General features: G+C 70.4%; 16 protein-coding genes. 11 read left to right on the top strand and 5 right to left on the bottom strand.

Features of this window, described 5'->3' with window-relative positions:
• Positions 1 to 49 precede the first annotated feature (49 nt).
• Positions 50 to 1,042 (bottom strand): fibronectin type III domain-containing protein, encoded by a 993-nt coding sequence (locus ABZ016_RS17680; RefSeq protein ID WP_356917541.1) that lies wholly within the window; start codon positions 1,040 to 1,042, stop codon positions 50 to 52.
• Between the two features lie 389 nt (positions 1,043 to 1,431).
• On the opposite strand from ABZ016_RS17680, the gene ABZ016_RS17685 reads away from it, so the two are divergent.
• The gene (locus ABZ016_RS17685; RefSeq protein ID WP_356917542.1) at positions 1,432 to 2,199 is read left to right on the top strand and encodes a glycoside hydrolase family 75 protein; all 768 of its coding nucleotides are present in this window, start codon (positions 1,432 to 1,434) and stop codon (positions 2,197 to 2,199) included.
• 55 nt (positions 2,200 to 2,254) lie between these two features.
• Here the strand turns inward: ABZ016_RS17685 and ABZ016_RS17690 are convergent, their stop codons facing one another.
• The 3 genes from ABZ016_RS17690 to dhaK are packed head-to-tail and all read right to left on the bottom strand — an operon-like array spanning position 2,255 to position 4,299.
• On the bottom strand, positions 2,255 to 2,665 hold the full coding sequence (locus tag ABZ016_RS17690) for a PTS fructose transporter subunit IIA (RefSeq protein WP_356917543.1): 411 nt from the start codon (positions 2,663 to 2,665) through the stop codon (positions 2,255 to 2,257).
• Positions 2,658 to 3,257 carry a dihydroxyacetone kinase subunit DhaL gene (gene dhaL, locus ABZ016_RS17695; RefSeq protein ID WP_356917544.1) on the bottom strand — a complete coding sequence of 200 codons (600 nt, stop codon included), beginning with the start codon at positions 3,255 to 3,257 and terminating at the stop codon, positions 2,658 to 2,660. The genes ABZ016_RS17690 and dhaL overlap by 8 nt, the downstream gene beginning before the upstream one ends.
• 49 nt (positions 3,258 to 3,306) lie before the next feature.
• On the bottom strand, positions 3,307 to 4,299 hold the full coding sequence (dhaK, locus tag ABZ016_RS17700; RefSeq protein WP_356917545.1) for a dihydroxyacetone kinase subunit DhaK: 993 nt from the start codon (positions 4,297 to 4,299) through the stop codon (positions 3,307 to 3,309).
• Positions 4,300 to 4,626: 327 nt separating this feature from the next.
• On the opposite strand from dhaK, the gene ABZ016_RS17705 reads away from it, so the two are divergent.
• The 5 genes from ABZ016_RS17705 (at position 4,627) to ABZ016_RS17725 (ending at position 8,669) form a co-directional block, all read left to right on the top strand.
• Complete coding sequence (locus ABZ016_RS17705) at positions 4,627 to 5,352, top strand: GntR family transcriptional regulator (RefSeq protein WP_356917546.1); 726 nt, start codon at positions 4,627 to 4,629, stop codon at positions 5,350 to 5,352.
• 116 nt (positions 5,353 to 5,468) lie between these two features.
• Positions 5,469 to 6,536: an Ldh family oxidoreductase gene (locus ABZ016_RS17710; protein ID WP_356917547.1), complete on the top strand. Its 1,068-nt coding sequence runs from the start codon at positions 5,469 to 5,471 to the stop codon at positions 6,534 to 6,536.
• The gene (locus ABZ016_RS17715) at positions 6,533 to 6,835 is read left to right on the top strand and encodes a putative quinol monooxygenase (RefSeq protein WP_356917548.1); all 303 of its coding nucleotides are present in this window, start codon (positions 6,533 to 6,535) and stop codon (positions 6,833 to 6,835) included. The genes ABZ016_RS17710 and ABZ016_RS17715 overlap by 4 nt, the downstream gene beginning before the upstream one ends.
• Positions 6,836 to 6,849: 14 nt before the next feature.
• Complete coding sequence (locus ABZ016_RS17720; protein ID WP_356917549.1) at positions 6,850 to 7,287, top strand: cupin domain-containing protein; 438 nt, start codon at positions 6,850 to 6,852, stop codon at positions 7,285 to 7,287.
• Positions 7,284 to 8,669 carry an NAD-dependent succinate-semialdehyde dehydrogenase gene (locus ABZ016_RS17725; RefSeq protein WP_356917550.1) on the top strand — a complete coding sequence of 462 codons (1,386 nt, stop codon included), beginning with the start codon at positions 7,284 to 7,286 and terminating at the stop codon, positions 8,667 to 8,669. Before ABZ016_RS17720 ends, ABZ016_RS17725 begins: the two co-directional genes overlap by 4 nt.
• A 142-nt stretch (positions 8,670 to 8,811) precedes the next feature.
• Here the strand turns inward: ABZ016_RS17725 and ABZ016_RS17730 are convergent, their stop codons facing one another.
• Positions 8,812 to 11,310 carry a SpoIIE family protein phosphatase gene (locus tag ABZ016_RS17730; protein ID WP_356917551.1) on the bottom strand — a complete coding sequence of 833 codons (2,499 nt, stop codon included), beginning with the start codon at positions 11,308 to 11,310 and terminating at the stop codon, positions 8,812 to 8,814.
• Positions 11,311 to 11,567: 257 nt separating this feature from the next.
• On the opposite strand from ABZ016_RS17730, the gene ABZ016_RS17735 reads away from it, so the two are divergent.
• The 5 genes from ABZ016_RS17735 to ABZ016_RS17755 all read left to right on the top strand — a co-directional run bounded on the left by ABZ016_RS17735 (position 11,568) and on the right by ABZ016_RS17755 (position 16,332).
• Positions 11,568 to 13,799 (top strand): alpha-L-fucosidase, encoded by a 2,232-nt coding sequence (locus tag ABZ016_RS17735; RefSeq protein WP_356917552.1) that lies wholly within the window; start codon positions 11,568 to 11,570, stop codon positions 13,797 to 13,799.
• A 261-nt stretch (positions 13,800 to 14,060) separates the two neighbouring features.
• Positions 14,061 to 14,555: a MarR family transcriptional regulator gene (locus ABZ016_RS17740; protein WP_356917553.1), complete on the top strand. Its 495-nt coding sequence runs from the start codon at positions 14,061 to 14,063 to the stop codon at positions 14,553 to 14,555.
• A 131-nt stretch (positions 14,556 to 14,686) separates the two neighbouring features.
• Positions 14,687 to 15,493 carry an MBL fold metallo-hydrolase gene (locus ABZ016_RS17745; RefSeq protein ID WP_356917554.1) on the top strand — a complete coding sequence of 269 codons (807 nt, stop codon included), beginning with the start codon at positions 14,687 to 14,689 and terminating at the stop codon, positions 15,491 to 15,493.
• Between the two features lies 1 nt (position 15,494).
• Positions 15,495 to 15,905, top strand: coding sequence for a nuclear transport factor 2 family protein (locus ABZ016_RS17750; RefSeq protein ID WP_356917555.1), 411 nt, complete (start codon positions 15,495 to 15,497; stop codon positions 15,903 to 15,905).
• Positions 15,906 to 15,930: 25 nt separating this feature from the next.
• Positions 15,931 to 16,332 carry a hypothetical protein gene (locus tag ABZ016_RS17755; protein ID WP_356917556.1) on the top strand — a complete coding sequence of 134 codons (402 nt, stop codon included), beginning with the start codon at positions 15,931 to 15,933 and terminating at the stop codon, positions 16,330 to 16,332.
• Positions 16,333 to 16,371: the final 39 nt, after the last annotated feature.

Here is a 16,371-nt window from a genome sequence, read left to right on the forward strand (position 1 = left end):
CGGGTTCCTTCGCCCGGCCGACGCGGAGCGGATCGCCCTGGCCGGGCTGTCACCTCCCCGTGCCGGTCGTCACGGTCCGCTCCGCCGAGAGGCCGCCCCACGTGCCGTCCGGCAGCATCGCCCGGATCCGGACCCGATGGGTGACGCCGGAGACCTTCCCCGCGTAGAAGCTGTACGTCGCCCGGTCGCGCGGGGCGCGCCCGCCGAAGACGAGGGACGTCGCCGGGTGGCCATCCAGGTGGATGCGGTACTCGGTGATCTCGCCGTCGACGCGCGGCGGTGTCCAGCTCAGGTCGATGAAATAGGCACGGTCCTCGCGGTGGCTGGTCGCCCGGAAGCCGGTGGGGGCGGTGGCGCGCCCGTCGTCCCTGCCCTCAGTGGTGACCCGGACGGCGGCACTGGCCGCGGAGACGTTACCGGCCGCGTCCCGGGCCCGGACGGTGAACGAGTAGGACCTGCCGGGCCGCAGCCCCGTGACCACCGTGGCCGTCTGCCCCCCACCCACACTGTGAATCTTCGTCTCACCCTGGTGGATGTCGTACGACACCACGCCCCGGTCGTCCGTCGAGGCGGACCAGGACAGCTGGACGGCCCGGCTGCCGGCGGCACGCCCGGCAGCCGCCGGCGGGCGGGTGGGGGCGGAGCGGTCGTCCGCGACGGCCGCCGGTGTTCTCGCCCGGACCCCGCGGCTGCGCGGCCCGAGCCGCCCGTCGGCGGCCCGCGCCCGCACGCTGAAGACGTACACCGTGGAAGGCCGGAGCCTGGTGACATCCACCATGTGCTCCGAACCGGGCACTTCTTCGACTTTCCTGGTTCCGCGATACACCTCGTAGACCTCGGCCCGCGGGGTCGCGTTCCACATGACGTGCACGCTCGTCGCGCTGCCCGCCGTGGCTGTGACGCCCGTAGGCGCCCCGGGCACACCACCGCCGTCTTCCTCTCCCGCACCGGCCCAGCCGCAGGAGGCGACCAGCGCGAGTGCTCCGCAGAGCGCGACGAACCGAAGGAGAGAGGCGGTAACGGAAACGAGGACACGTCGCACGACACAGCCTCCCGGGATGGCGCTCGGGAATGGTCCGTTGAGAATGGTCCGGACCAATATGGCCCCGGTGTCGCGATCACATCAAGAGGCGAGGCGTGACCCCCGCTGTGCGTGACCACTCGGAAGAGTTACGTATGCTGAAGTCCGCACGGTCGAACTCCTGGCGTACAGCAGGGAGTTCGAGCCTGTCGCGCGGGTCGCTGTCGTCGCAGATCCCGCGCCGGCGCCGACGGCCGGGCGGCCCGGGTCCTCACGCGGACTCAGGCCCCCGGCCTGTGCCGGGGGTTGGGGACCTTGCGCCGTCCGGCCCCCCAGTGGTGCCTCGGTGATCACCTCGGGAACAGATGGCCTGAGTGCCCGTCAGGTTTCCGAGGAGAGGACCCCGCATCGTGCATGCCCAGTCGCTCGCACTGGCCGTGGCCGGCGCCGCCCTGCTGGCCCCGACGACACCTCCCGCCGGAGCGCACCGGGACCGCCCCCGACCGCACGCCCGGCCAGTGGAGTGGCGTGAGAACCCCGTCCGGGCGGCCGACCTGCTGGCCGAGGTCCGGGACTGCGTGTCCGTCTCCCGCGGCCGGTACCGCAGAGACAACGGCGCACCCGCGAAGATCCCGATCTGCGGCACCCCCCACGCCGTGTTCTGGAAGGCCGACATGGACATCGACTGCGACGGCCGCCCCGGCTCCCGCTGCAACCGGCGCACGGACCCGCACTTCTCCGCCAGTACGTCCTACGCGCAGTCGGACGGGCGCCCGCTGAACGCCGAACGGCTCCCCTTCATCGTCGTGCCCGCCCCGAGCCGCATCTGGGACTACCGGGATTACGGTGTGGGCGGCGGTTCGGTCGTGGCCGTCGTGTACCGCGACCGTGTGCGGTACGCGGTCGTCGGCGACACGGGCCCGCGGAACGTCATCGGAGAGGCGTCCTACGCGACCGCACGGGCACTGGGCATCCGCCCCGACCCGCACGGCGGTGGCACATCGTCCGGCGTCACCTACATCGTCTTCAAGAACGCCCGGGTCTCGCCCATCGAGGACCGCGCGGCAGCGGTGGCGGCGGGGGAGCGGCTGGCGCGGGAGTTCGTCGGCCGCTCCGACGGGTTGACGGGGCGTCAGCGATACGCCGGAAGCCCGGGGATGATGCCCGAGGCCCGGTAATGACACCAGAGGTGATGGCCGGACACACCCCTCTGTGGCGTGCCCGGCCGCGGCCTCACACCTTCCGGTACGTGAACGCCTCCGTCGCGGCCGACTCCACCGCCGCCAGGTCGGCCCCGGTGGCCGCTGTCACGACCGCGGCCACGGCTCCCTCCACGAAGGGTGCGTCCACCAACCGCGTCTGCTCCGGGAGTTCGTCGCCCTCCGCGAGCAGCGCCTTCACGGTGAGCACCGCGCTGCCCAGGTCCGTGAGGACGGCGACGCCGGCACCGCGGTCGACGGCCGCGGCCGCCGCGGCGATCAGCTCGGCGCTGGTACCGAGCCCGCCGCTCTCGGTGCCGCCCGCCGCGGCGACGGGCACCGCCGAACCGCCGCCCGCGAGCCCCTTGGACAGGGCGGCGACCGACGAGGCCACCTCCGCGCTGTGCGACACCAGCACGATCCCCACCAGCCGCTCGTCACTCACCGGAGGCCTCCACGAGTCCCGCCACGAGCAGCGCCGCCGACGTGGCACCCGGGTCCTGATGGCCGATGCTGCGCTCGCCGAGATAGCTCGCCCGGCCCTTGCGCGCCTGCAGCGGCGTCGTCGCCACGGCGCCCTCCTCCGCGGCGGTCCGTGCCGCCGCGAACGAGTCGCCGAGCGCGTCCACCGCCGGCACCAGCGCGTCGATCATGGTCTTGTCGCCCGGTGCCGCACCGCCGAGGGTCATGACCGCGTCCACCCCGGCCCGCAGCGCCTCGGCCAGTTGCTCCGCACTCACCTCGGCGGCGTCGCCGAGCGCCTTGCCGGTACGGCGCAGCAGCGTCCCGTACAGCGGCCCGGAGGCACCGCCGACCGTCGAGATCAGCTGACGGCCGGCCAGTGTCAGAACCCCGCCGGGCGTGTCCGGGGCCTCCTTCTCCAGCGCGGCGGTCACGGCGGTGAAGCCGCGCTGGAGGTTGGTGCCGTGGTCGGCGTCCCCGATGGGGGAGTCGAGGGCGGTGAGCCGTTCCGCCTCGCGGTTCACGGACGCGGCCGTCACCGTCATCCAACGGCGGAAGAAGTCGGCGTCGAGCACTGGATCTCCTTGCCTGGTAGGTACGTGGTGATCGTCTACCCCTTCCGCGTCACATGCCCCAGCGCAGCCCCGGCGCCTTCACCGGCGCGTCCCACAGGCGCAGCAGCTCCTCGTCGGCCTGGCACAGGGTGACGGAGGCGCCCGCCATGTCCAGCGAGGTGACGTAGTTGCCCACCAGGACCCGGGCCACGGGAACACCGCGTGCCTCGAGCACCCGGTGCACCTCGGCGTGGAAGCCGTACAGCTCGAGCAGGGGCGTCGCGCCCATGCCGTTGACGAGGACCAGAACCGGGTTGCGCGGCTGGAGGTCCTCCACCACCGCCTCGACGGCGACCTCGGCGATCTCACCGGCCGTCATCATGGCCCGCCGCTCCCGGCCGGGCTCGCCATGGATGCCGATGCCCAACTCCAGCTCGCCGGACGGCAGGTCGAAGGTGGGGCTGCCCTTGGCCGGCGTGCTGCAGGCGCTCAGTGCGACACCGAAGCTGCGGGAGTTCTCGTTGACCTGCCGGGCGACGGCCTCCACCCGCTCCAGCGGCTGGCCCTCGTCGGCGGCGGCGCCCGCGATCTTCTCCACGAACAGGGTGGCGCCGGTGCCGCGCCGACCGGCCGTGTAGAGGCTGTCGGTCACCGCGACATCATCGTTGACCAGCACCTTCGCGATCTGAATGCCCTCGTCCTCGGCCAGCTCGGCGGCCATGTCGAAGTTGAGCACGTCACCGGTGTAGTTCTTCACGATGAACAGCACCCCGGCGCCGCTGTCCACGGCGGCGGCCGCACGCAGCATCTGGTCGGGCACGGGGGAGGTGAACACCTCGCCGGGGCAGGCCGCCGACAGCATGCCGGGACCCACAAAGCCGCCGTGCAGCGGCTCGTGCCCCGAGCCTCCGCCCGAGACCAGCCCCACCTTTCCGGCCACGGGGGCGTCCCGCCGTATGATCACCCGGTTCTCCACGTCAACGGTCAGCTCCGGGTGGGCAGCCGCCAGACCGCGCAGCGCGTCCGGGACCACGGTCTCCGCGACGTTGATCAGCATCTTCATGGATACCTCCTAGTGAGACTAGCAGATGAGCCTCATACCTCATTTTTGCAGGTCAGGATGGGCTGGGCCAGTTTTCGATCTTGGCGGTCCTCGACGGTCGGCGGCGGGTTGTGGCGGTACTGGTGCTGACCCGCGGCTGACTTTGATGACCGGCCGTCAGTTCCTTGGCGGCTGGTCGGTGGTGGTCGGCCGGCGCGCCGCTGTCGGAAGTATCAACCTTGCGGCAGCGAAGGTCACGTGCGTCCGTTTCAGCCCCCAGAGCCTGTGGGGCATGAATATGGGAGTCTGTATACACAGGGGTGTGCCGATGAGCAGACAGGGAGTTTCATGGCCCGGGCGACTGGCAAGAGCGAAGCGGTTTACGAGCGGCTGAAGAGCGATATCGAGTCGCTGCGGCTGCGGCCGGGGGCCAAGCTCAGTGAGGTTCAGCTGGGTGAGGAACTGGGTGCTTCGCGCACGCCCGTGAGGGAGGCCATCCGGCGGCTGGCCCGTGAGGGGCTGGTCGACTTCGTGCCGGGGGAGGTGGCCCGGGTGGCGGCCATCTCGCTCGGGGGCGTTCGCGCCCTGTTCGAGTTCCGGATGTTGCTGGAGCCCCGGGCCGCGGCGTCGGTCGCCGCGGCAGGCTCGGCCGACGCGAGGGTCCTCGTGCCGTTCCGTGCGCTGCAGGAGCGGCTGGAGGAGTTCGACGAGTCTTTCCGATCGCTGGACGCCGCTGCGCAGGCCCGTTCCTACCAGGAGTTCTACGACATCACCGAGGGCTTCGACCAGGCGGTCATCGCAGCATGCCGCAATCCGTACCTCGCTCGCACGATCCGCGACCTGCGCAGTCAGACCGTACGCCTGCGCCATCTTTCGCACAGTGGCCCGCGCCGCATGCTCACGTCACTGGAAGAGCACCGCGCGATGCTGAAGGCGATCGCTCAGGGAGACGCCCAGGCCGCGGAGGCGGCCAGTCGACATCACTTGGCACAGACCTTGCAAGCTCTCATCGACAGCCTGACGAACCAGGACCTGGCGTTCGGCATGGAGATCCACCTGGACTTCACGGGCTGACGGCGCCCCTGGCCCAGGGGTGCTCGTCATCGCGCGGCTCCGCAGGGTGTGGTCTTGTTGGGTACAGTGCTGTATACAGTAGTGAATACCTTCTGCTTGCTGCGAGAGGCCGTTACATGCCGCATACCCTCGGCGCCGCCGACCTGCTGGAGTTCGCCACCGCCGCCACCGAAGCCCACGGGGTCCCGCCCATGGACGCCCGGCTGCTCGCGGACACGCTGGTGACCGCGGAGCTGTGGGGACACCCGTCTCACGGGATGCTGCGCCTGCCCTGGTACCTCAGCCGTCTCGCGAGCGGCGCGACCGCGCCGGTCGCCGACCCCGAGCTCGTGAGCGACAACGGCGCGGTCCTCGTGGTCGACGGCCGTGACGGGCTCGGCCAGGTGCTCACCGACCGCGCCACCGCCTGGGGGGTGGAGCGTGCTCGCGAGCACGGGATCAGCGCGGTCGCGGTCCGCAACTCGGGTCACTTCGGTACGGCCGCGTACTTCACCCGCAAGGCCGCCGAGCAGGGCTGTGTGGCGCTGCTGGCCACCAACGCCAGTCCGGCGATGGCCCCTTGGGGCGGGCGGGAGAAGCGCATCGGCACCAACCCGTGGTCGATCGCCGCCCCCGGCGGCCGCTATGGCACGGTCGTGATGGACATCGCCAACACGGCCGTGGCGCGGGGCAAGATCTACCACGCCAAGGAGCGCGGCGAGCCCATCCCCGACGGCTGGGCGGCCGACGCCGAGGGTGTGCCGACCACCGATCCGCGGCGCGCCATCGAGGGCCTGATCCTGCCGATGGCCGGCCACAAGGGGTACGCCATCTCCTTCATGTTCGACGTGCTGGCGGGCGTGCTGACCGGCAGCGCCTTCGGCTCGGCAGTCGTCGGCCCCTACCAGCCCACCGGCCGGAGCGGCGTCGGCCATCTGCTGATCTGCGTCGACATCCGGTCGATGGCCGACCCTGCCGAGTTCGAGCGGCGGATGGAAGCCCTGATCGAGGAGACGAAGTCCACTCCCACCGCGCCCGGCACCGCCGAGGTCTTCGTTCCCGGCGAGCCCGAAGTCCACACCGCCGAGCGCCTGCGCGACGAGGGCGTCACCCTCGTCGACGACACCTGGACCTCGCTCGCCCGCATCGCCGAATCCACCGGCGTACCGCTGCCCACCCCCAACACCCAGGAGCTGTCCGCATGATCGCGCTCACCGTGTCCCTCCAGGTCGTCCCCGGACACCGTGACGACTTCCTCAAGGCCATCGAGGAGAACGCCGAGCGATCCTTCACCGACGAGGCCGGCTGTCGCTACTTCGACGTCGTCTGCGACCTGACCGACGACCACCACTTCGTCTTTCACGAGATCTACGACGACGAGGCCGCTGTCGAAGCCCACCGCGCCGCACCCCACTTCAAGGTGTGGCGGGAGGCAGCGGCGAAGTACGTCGTTCCCGGCAGCCAGGTCAACACGCTCTCCCGCCGCCTTTTCCACCACTCCTGAACGGAGCAGTCCTGATGTGCACCAACCGCCCCGCTGAGCCGAACCTGCTCATCCACCCCGACGAGGTCGAACGCTTCGACCGCGGCGGCGGTGTGGCCACCGTCCCCTACGTCGGCAAGTGGAATTCCGAGAAGGCCGTCATCACCACCGGCCAGACCGTGTTCCAGCCCGGCACCGGCCTGCCCCTGCACAGTCACAACGTCGAGGAGTCCGTCCTGATCCTCGAAGGCGAGGCGACCGCCGAGATCGACGGTGAGTACTTCGACCTGGAGCCCGGCCAGGCCACGTGGGTGCCGGCCGGGATACCGCACCGGTTCCTCAACCGGGGCGAGGGCGTCATGCGGATCTACTGGGTCTACGGCGGCCGGGACGTCACCCGCACCATCACCGCCACCGGCGAGACGTTCGAGCACCTCTCCGCGCACGACAAGGGAGGGGCGTCCACTTCATGAGCAACGTCATCCAGACCGTCAACCCGTCGACCGGTGTCCCGATAGCCGCGTATGAAGCCTGGAGCGCGGACCGTGTCGAAGCCGCGGTTTCCCGGGCTCACAGTGTGAGCCGCGCCTGGGCGCTCGTCCCGGTGGCCGAGCGCGCCTCGCGCGCTCACCGTCTTGCTCAGACCCTGCGCGAACACAAGGAACACCTGGCCTCCCTCGCCGTCGCCGAAATGGGCAAGCCGGTGGGGGAAGCCGAGGGCGAGGTCGAGAAGTCGGCGGTCACGGCTGAGTACTACGCCCTGCACGGGCCCGCCATCCTCGGCGACGAACGAGTCGAGGTCGACGGTGCGGAAGCCTGGGTGTCCTATGAGCCGGCAGGGCTCGTGCTGGCCGTGATGCCGTGGAACTTCCCCGTCTGGCAGGTGATGCGTTTCGCGATCCCCTCGCTGGTGGCGGGCAACGGCGTTCTGCTCAAGCACGCGTCCAACGTCACCGGCAGCGCGCTCACCCTCCAGGACGTCTTCGTCGAAGCGGGCTTCCCCGAACATCTGGTGACCACGCTGGTGATCGCCGACACCGACGTGCCTGACGTGACCGCGCACCTCATCGAGGACGACCGCGTCGCGGCTGTCACCCTCACCGGAAGCAACCGGGCCGGGGCGGCCGTCGGTGCGGCGGCCGGGCGGGCGGCGAAGAAGTCCGTGCTGGAACTGGGCGGGTCGGACGCCTTCGTGGTCCTGGACGACGCCGAGGTCGAAGCGGCCGCGGCAGCCGCCGTGAAGGCGCGCTTCACCAACTCCGGTCAGAGCTGCGTGTGCGCGAAGCGGTTCATCGTCAGCGCTTCTGTGGCGGACGAATTCACGACCGCGTTCGTGGCCGGAGTCGACGCCCTGCGTATCGGTGATCCAGCAGACCGGCCAACTCAGGTCGGCCCACTGGCACGGGACGCCCTGCGGGCCGCGATCCAGCGGCAGGTGGAGGAGTCCGTCGCCGCCGGTGCCCGTCTGCTGACCGGAGGGAAACCGCTCCCCGGAGACGGCTACTTCTACCAGCCGACCGTCCTGGCGGACACCGGCCCGGGCATGCCCGCCTTCGACGAGGAGACGTTCGGCCCGCTCGCCGCCCTCACCGTCGCCGACGACGACGAGCACGCCGTGCGGCTGGCCAACGCCACCTCGTACGGACTCGGCCTGAGCGTCTGGACGGCCGACCCGGGCCGGGGAGTGGCTCTTGCCCGCCGGATCACCAGCGGAGCGGCCTTCGTCAACGCCATCGTCGCCTCCGACCCGCGCCTGCCCTTCGGCGGCACCAAACGCAGTGGCTACGGCCGTGAACTGGCCGCCGCCGGTATCCGCGAGTTCACCAACACCCGCACCTACTGGGTCACGACCTGATCGACCGGGCCCCGCCCGAACCCGTACAGGACCTGTCCGTCACCACATGGCAGACAGGTCCTCGCGCTGCCCGCCTCCGGCCCCAGCCGCCGCTCTGAAAGCGTTGCCCATGTCAGCAGTTTCGACCTTGCGGGTGCGCAGGTCACGTGGGTCTCGGTTCACGGTGTGCTACGGCGGGGCGATCGCGAGTGGCGGCCGGCGAATCCTGCTCGGCCCAGATGACCTTTCCTTCCGCGGTGTACCGAGTGCCCCAGCGGCGGGTGAGCTGGGCCACCAGGAAGAGACCGCGGCCGCCCTCGTCGGTGGTGCGCGGGTGCCTCAGTCGCGGGGAGGTGCTGCTGGCGTCGGACACCTCGCAGACCAGGACGGGCTGGCGGAGCAGCCTGAGCCTGATCGGTCCGGACGCGTGGCGGATGGCGTTCGTGACCAGTTCGCTGATGATCAGCTCGGTGGTCGCGGCCAGTTCGCCCATGCCCCAGCTTTCGAGGTGACGGACCGCGAGGGCTCGAGTGGCCGCCACGGCCGCGGGGTCCGGCGGAACGTCCCAGGTCACGACCTGGTCGGAAGTGAGGGGATGGGGACGGGCGAGCAGAAGGGCGACGTCGTCGGGCTGGGGGCCGGGCAGCAGTCGTTCGACCGCCGCCTCGCACAGTTCCTGGAGGCCCAGGCCGGTCTGGGCGAGAGCACGTCCCAGCCGGGACATCCCGACATCGACGTCCCGGTCCGCCGCCTGGACGAGACCGTCGGTGTAGAAGCCGATCAGACTTCCCTCGGGTACTTCCAGATCGGCCGTCTCGAAGGGCAGGCCGCCCAGGCCCAGGGGCGGGCCGACCGGTAGCTCGGGGAAGCTGACCGTGCCGTCGGGCAGGACCACGACGGGAGGCGGATGCCCGGCCCGCGACAGTTCCCAGCGCCGTGTCACCGGGTCGTAGACCGCGTACAGGCAGGTCGCGCCGAGCACGGCGGTGCCGGTGGGCTCTGCGTCCGGGGCCTCGTCGGTGAGGCGGATCACCAGGTCGTCGAGGTGGGCCAGCAGCTCCGCCGGCGGCAGGTCCATGTCCGCGAGGGTGTGCACGGCCGTGCGCAGCCGTCCCATGGCCGCCGCCGCGGTGATGCCGTGCCCGACCACGTCTCCCACGACCAGGGCGACCCGGCCGCCGGACAGGGCGAGGACGTCGAACCAGTCGCCCCCGACGCCGTCCTTCACATCCGCGGGGAGGTAGGCGGAGGCCACCTCCAGGACCGGACTGTCGACGAGGGTCTGCGGGAGCAGGCTCCGCTGCAGCGCGAGGGCCGTGGCATGCTCGCGGCTGTAGCGGCGAGCGTTGTCGATGCACACCGCCGCCCTGGCGACGAGCTCCTGGGCCAGCAGCAGATCGTCCTGCTCGAAGGAGGCCAGGTTCTCCGACCGCATGAACGTCGCCACGCCCAGGACGGTTTCCCTGGCGCGCAGGGGCACCGAGATGAGGGTGTGCAGCCCGAATGCCCGGATGTTCGCCGCTCTCTCCGGTTGTTCGACGGCCCATACCGGGTCGAAGGGGTCGAGGACGGGGATGAACACGGCCTCCCCGTGGAACATGTGGCTGGCGTCGTAGCGGGGCGTGGTGAAACCCACGGGGTCCGCGACCTGGACGACTGCCTCCGGGCAGCCCTCCCGGATCGACTGCATCCCGGCACGGCGCATCTTCGGCTTGTCCCCGGGCGGTGCGGGCGCCGGCAGGTCGGTGCTGAGCACCGACTCCAGCAGGTCGACGATGACGAAGTCGGCGAAGCGTGGCACCGCCAGGTCGGCGAGCTCCTGGGCCGTACGCGTGACGTCCAGCGTGCTGCCGATCCGGGCTCCGGCGTCGTTCATCAGGGCCAGGCGCTGCTGGGCGTTCCAGCGATCGGTGACATCGGTGACCATGTAGCACACGCCGGTGATGGACTCCTCGGCGTCGACCAGGGGGAAGAAGGACGTGGAGTAGGCGTGTCGCCGGTGCGGATCGGCCCAGCTCCAGCCCTGGTACTCGTAGTCGATCACGGGGACACCCGTGTCCAGCACGCTCTGCATCAGTGCCTCGATCGTCTCGCCCTGGAGCCCGGGGACCACCTCGGTGAGCCGGCAGCCCAGCCGCTGCTCACGGGGCACGCCGCCGAAGCTTTCCAGGGTGTCGTTCAACCAGACGTAGCGCAGATCCGTGCTCATGACGGCCATACCGATCGGCGAGCGGGTCAGGAAACCGTCGAGCACGGACTGGCCGACCGTCCACTCGGGCCGCCGCTCCCGGCCGGAGACGAGGAAGCACTCGTGCCCCTCCAGCCGGAACGCCGCGGAGACCCGCAGGGCCACCTCGATGGTTCGGCCGTCCCGGCGCCGGACCGCGATCACGCCGCTCCACCCCGGCCCCGTTCGGCACCGCTCCACGGTCCTGGCGGTCCGCGCGCGGTCCTCGGGCGCGGCGAGCAGGAAGGCGCCGGACCGGCCGACCACCTCCTCCGCCGAATGCCCGAGGAGGTCTTCCGCGCCCGAGGTCCAGCCGATGATCGTGCCCGTGGCGGTGACCACGGCCGTCGCGTCCGCGGGATCCACGGCGCCGGGGCTGCCGCTGATCGCCGAAGCACTCGCTCCGAGCGCACCGTGCTGGTTCGCAGACGACATGTCACTCACCACCGCACTGACGAGATCCGTCCCCTCCAGTGTCCCCGCCGTACCACTGCCAAGGAGATTGATGGGACTGGTATGGGAACATGGTGTCGGATAACGGGCGTAATGCGCCTGCCAAGCATGACATCCATCCCATCAATCATGCGCATGCCTGTTGACATGGGCAGGCCGCATGGTTGACCTTCGTCCGTGGCACCAGAGCGCTCCGGATCCTCCGGGCGCATCCCCCCTCCTTCGTCCCAGGGACGCCCATGTCGAGTCGGACCAACAGACGCCAGTTCCTCGCGGCCGCCACGGGTGTGGCCGCCGCGACCGCCGCGGGCGGCGTGTTGGGTGCTGGTGGCGCCCAGGCGGCGCCCCGCCGCTACACACCCGACTGGAGCTCCGTCGACCGGCATCCGCCGGCCCCGGAATGGTTCAAGGACGCCAAGTTCGGGATCTACTTCCACTGGGGTGCCTTCAGCGTCCCCGCCCATGACAACGAGTGGTACCCGCGCAACATGTACATCGAGGGCAGCGCGGCCAACACCCACCATGTCGCCACCTACGGTCAGCCCTCGGCCTGGCCCTACCGCGGCTTCATCGACGGAGCGAAGGATCTCGCCGGTCGCACCGTGCAGTTCGCGCCGAAGCCGAAGTCGGCGGGCGGCAGCTTCGACCCCGAGGAGTGGGTGCGGCTGTTCGTGGACGCCGGTGCCCGGTTCGCCGGCCCCGTCGCCGAACACCACGACGGCTTCTCGATGTGGGACAGCAAGGTCAGCGAGTGGAACTCGGTCGCCAGGGGCCCGAAGCTCGATCTGCTGGGGCTCTTCACCAGGGCCATCCGCGCCAGGGGCCTCAAGGTGCTGGTGGCCATGCACCACGCGTACCACTTCAACGGCTTCTACGACCATGTGCCGGCGCAGACGGACCCCAGCCTCAAGAAGCTGTACGGGCAGCTCGGTCCGGCGGCGGAGAACCAGCTCTGGTACGACAAGCTCCGCGAGGTCATAGACCGGGCCAGGCCCGACATCCTCTGGCAGGACTTCAAGCTCGACGCCGTCGACGAGAAGCAGCGGCTGAACTTCCTGGCGTACTACTACAACCAGGCCGACGCCTGGGGCAGCGAAGTCGTCGCCACCTACAAGGACGGCTTGAGCGAGCGCGGCCAGGTCTTCGACTACGAGCGCGGCGGTCCGGCCGACCTCACCGCCCCCTACTGGCTCACCGACGACAGCATCTCCAGCTCCAGCTGGTGCTATACGGAGGGCATCGGCTACTACAGCATCCAGCAGATGCTGCACGCTTTCATCGACCGGGTGAGCAAGAACGGCTCCATGCTCCTCAACATCGCGCCGAAGGCCGACGGCACCGTCCCCCAGGCGCAGAAGGACATCCTGCTCGGCATGGGCGATTACCTGAAGCGCTTCGGGGAGTCGCTCTACTCCACCCGCGCCTGGACCGCCTACGGCGAGGGCCCGACGAAGATGGGCGGCGGCTCCTTCACCCACCCGACCGCCGGTACGGCACGAGACATCCGGTTCACCCGGAACAAGTCCAACACCGCGCTGTACGCCACCGTCCTCGGCTGGCCCGGCAGTTCACTGACGATCAGCACCCTCGACGCCGACCGGATCGACCTCACCTCGCTGCGGTCGGTGAAACTCCTCGACGACGAGGCCGGTCACTACATCTCCCTGCCCAAGCCGGCCCAGGACGCGACAGGCCTGCGGGTGGCCCTGCCGGCGTCGGCACCGTTCGACGCCCACGCATACGTCCTGAAACTCGAGTTCTCCGGTCAGATCCCCGGTCTGCGCCCCCTGCACGGCGCCGTGGCCTTCCCGGACTCCGGTTACCGCGGGGCGGGGGCGGTTCTCGCCGTCGGCGACTACGACAGCGACCGGCTCGAACTCGCCGGTCTCGACGCTCGCGACCTCTCCTCGCTGCGACTGGCCCCCGGCTACCAGGTGATCGGCTACTCCGGGGACGACTTCACCGGCACCGCCTGGACGTTCACCACCGACCACCGCGACCTCCGGGGCACCGGCGGCAACGACAAGGTCGCCTCCCTGAAGGTCCAGTTCAGGCCGTCACCGTACTTCCGGGTCAGCAACGTCACAAGCGGTCTGGCCCTGGACTCCAGCGGCGACGTCGATTCCGGTGCCGACCTCAAGCAGTGGACCTGGGACGGCAGCCCCAACCTCCAGTGGCAGATGGTCGAAGTCGGTGACGGCTACTACAAGTTGGTCAACCGCGCCAACGGCATGGTCGCCGACGGCCGGGGCGCCACCACCGACGGCTCCACCGCCCGGCAGGCCGTCTGGAACGGTGGCACCGACCAGCAGTGGCGCATCACCCACCGGGGCGACGGCCGCTACTCGATCGCCAACCGCACCACCGGCCTGGTCCTCGACGGCGGCGGCAAGGTGGCCTCAGGCTCCGTAACCAAGCAGTGGACCTACGACGGCAGCACCAACCTGATGTGGACCTTCACGGCCCTGTGACGCCCGCCGGAGGTCAGTAACTCGTCGCGCCGAGCCGGAAGGTGCCCGTGCGCCCGCCCGGACCTCCCGGTGAGCGATCGCCTCGCCCTTGTGGAGCGCGGGGAAGTCGGGGGTGTCGACCCGTCGAGCCCCCGAGGCGGTCCTCGGGCTGCCCGCGCCGCCGACTTCGCCCCCGGGCGTGTTCCGGAAGACCCATCAGCCGGCCGCCGTGGGGCATGATCGGTGGACAGGCGAGGGGCAGACGGAAGGGGCGCCGCAGTCGTGGACGAGAACGCGGAGATCTCGACGCCGAGGGAGGCCGCGAACAACGCGCTGATCCTGGCCTTCGGGCGCCTGCAGGGGGCCGCCAACCGGCTGGAGTACATCCTCGGCCGCGCTCTGGAGGTCGAGTGCGGCATCAGCCATCTGATGTTCGAGGTGCTGCTCATCCTGGGGCGTGCGGGGGAGCCCGGGCTGTCGATGCGGGCCATCGCCCAGGAGCAGGTGCTGACCACCGGAGGGGCGACCCGTCTGGTGGACCGCATGGAGGCGGCGGGACTGGTCGAGCGGGTCGAGGATCCAGGGGACCGCCGCGGACGCCTGGTGCGTCTCACCTCGCTGGGATCGGAGACGACGGTGGCCGCGTCGCGCATGCACAGGGAGAACATCAGGCGCTACTTCCTCGCACCCCTGCCGGCCGAGGAGCGGGACCGGTTCGCCGAGAACCTCCGCGTCCTGAGCCACTCCGCCCGGGACGTACTGCCCAGGCTTCCCTGAGAGCGGAGGGAGCGAGGGACGATCGATCACACGATCATGGAAATACCTGACTCGTCAGATATTGTTGTATCAGGTGATTCGGTGAACCGACCGGAACCCGCTCTGTCCCCGCCCCTCCCCAAGGAACCGTCATGAGCACCCTTTCCTTCAAGGTCCTCGACCTCGACTTCCCGGCCGGCAGCAAGAACAAGACCGCCACCCTCGTCACCGGTGAGAACGAGGCGCTGCTGGTCGACGCCGCCTTCACCCGCGCCGACGGTCACCGCCTGGCCGCCGAGATCCTCGACTCGGGCAAGAAGCTGACCACGGTCTTCGTCAGCCACGGCGACCCCGACTTCTACTTCGGCGCCGAGGTCCTGGCCGACGCCTTCCCGGAGGCGAGGTTCGTCGCGACCCCGATCGTCATCGAGCACATCCAGCACTCCTACGAAGGCAAGCTGAAGGCATGGGCGGCGCTGGGCACGAACCTGCCCACCCGCCTGGTGGACCTGCAGCCCGTCACCGGCGACCTCACCCTGGAGGGGCACCGCTTCGAGCTCAAGGGCGGCCCGGCCGGACTGCCCGACCGCCACTACCTCTGGCAGGCCGAGCACCGCGCCGTTCTGGGCGGTGTCCTGCTCTTCCAGCGGGAGCACGTCTGGGTCGCCGACACCCCCGCACCGGGCGACCGCGCCGCCTGGATCGACCTGCTGGACGAAATGGCTGCCCTGCAGCCGGAGTTGGTCGTCCCCGGCCACCGCCTGCCCGGTGCGCCCGCCGACGTCTCCGCCATCGCCGCCACCCGTGACTACCTCGTCGCCTTCGAGGAGGAGCTCGGCAAGGCCGCAGACGGCGCCGCACTCACCGACGCCCTCGTCAAGCGCTACCCGGACAACGGCATGCTGATCGCCGCCCAGCTCGGCGCCAAGGTCGCCAAGGGCGAGATGAAGTGGGGCTGACATGACCGACTTCGCGGCCTCCACCGCCCCGGCCGACGTCGTACGCCGCCAGTATCTGGCCTCCGCCGCCGGTGACCTGGAAGCCCTGCGCGCCACCCTCGCCCCCGACGTGGAGTGGACCGAGATGGCCGGCTTCCCCCTCGCCGGCACCTATCGCACCCCGGACGGCGTCACCTCCGGCGTCATGGAGAAGCTCGGCGAGGACTGGGACGACTGGACCGCCCACGACGACACCTACGTCGTCGACGGCGAGAACGTCGTCGTCCTCGCCCGCTACACCGCGACCCACAAAGCCACCGGCAAGCCGGTCGACGTCCGCGTGGCCCACCATTTCGTGGTGCGCGGCGGTCATATCGTCCGCTTCGAACAGTTCACCGACACGGCGCTCGTACGCGACGCCATGACCACCTGAGGCTTCCTGCATCGAGTCCCGCGCCGTGCAATTGCCCAGCAGCAACCCCGACAGCGCAGCCGCGCAAGGTCTGACCGAGGACGTGGCGGTGGTTCGCGCCGCCGTCGAGGCCGTCGAAGGGCCCGTCGTGCCAGCCGCCCATTCCTACGGCGGTGTCCCCGCGACCTGGGCCGCCGCCGAATCCGACCAGGTCACCGAACCTCTCAACTGGCAGGGACTGCGCGCCTTCACCGAGAAGCTGGGCGCCGCGCCGACGGACGTCCCGCTGACGTACGTCGTGGCAACGGAGGACCCGGCGCGGAAGCGGTCGCACGGGCCACCACCGGCGACTGATCTCGACTGGTCCCGGCGCTCGGCCGCGGGACGCAGGACTCCGCGAAGCAGCGAAAGTCACCGGTACAGTTTCGTCAACGGGCTCCGGCGGTGACGGGTGCCAGAATGACGGCTTCACTGGGCGAGGGGACGG

It is taken from the genome of Streptomyces sp. NPDC006372 (assembly GCF_040612515.1).
GTDB lineage: Bacteria > Actinomycetota > Actinomycetes > Streptomycetales > Streptomycetaceae > Streptomyces.

Excerpts from the sequence above, each read along its gene's own strand:
- ABZ016_RS17745 (WP_356917554.1), top strand. The coding sequence starts at position 14,687 with ATGAGCACCCTTTCCTTCAAGGTCCTCGACCTCGACTTCCCGGCCGGC.
- ABZ016_RS17730 (WP_356917551.1), bottom strand. The coding sequence starts at position 11,310 with ATGTCGTCTGCGAACCAGCACGGTGCGCTCGGAGCGAGTGCTTCGGCG.
- ABZ016_RS17715 (WP_356917548.1), top strand. The coding sequence starts at position 6,533 with ATGATCGCGCTCACCGTGTCCCTCCAGGTCGTCCCCGGACACCGTGAC.
- ABZ016_RS17710 (WP_356917547.1), top strand. The coding sequence starts at position 5,469 with ATGCCGCATACCCTCGGCGCCGCCGACCTGCTGGAGTTCGCCACCGCC.
- ABZ016_RS17725 (WP_356917550.1), top strand. The coding sequence starts at position 7,284 with ATGAGCAACGTCATCCAGACCGTCAACCCGTCGACCGGTGTCCCGATA.
- ABZ016_RS17720 (WP_356917549.1), top strand. The coding sequence starts at position 6,850 with ATGTGCACCAACCGCCCCGCTGAGCCGAACCTGCTCATCCACCCCGAC.
- ABZ016_RS17735 (WP_356917552.1), top strand. The coding sequence starts at position 11,568 with ATGTCGAGTCGGACCAACAGACGCCAGTTCCTCGCGGCCGCCACGGGT.
- ABZ016_RS17705 (WP_356917546.1), top strand. The coding sequence starts at position 4,627 with ATGGCCCGGGCGACTGGCAAGAGCGAAGCGGTTTACGAGCGGCTGAAG.
- ABZ016_RS17750 (WP_356917555.1), top strand. The coding sequence starts at position 15,495 with ATGACCGACTTCGCGGCCTCCACCGCCCCGGCCGACGTCGTACGCCGC.
- dhaK (WP_356917545.1), bottom strand. The coding sequence starts at position 4,299 with ATGAAGATGCTGATCAACGTCGCGGAGACCGTGGTCCCGGACGCGCTG.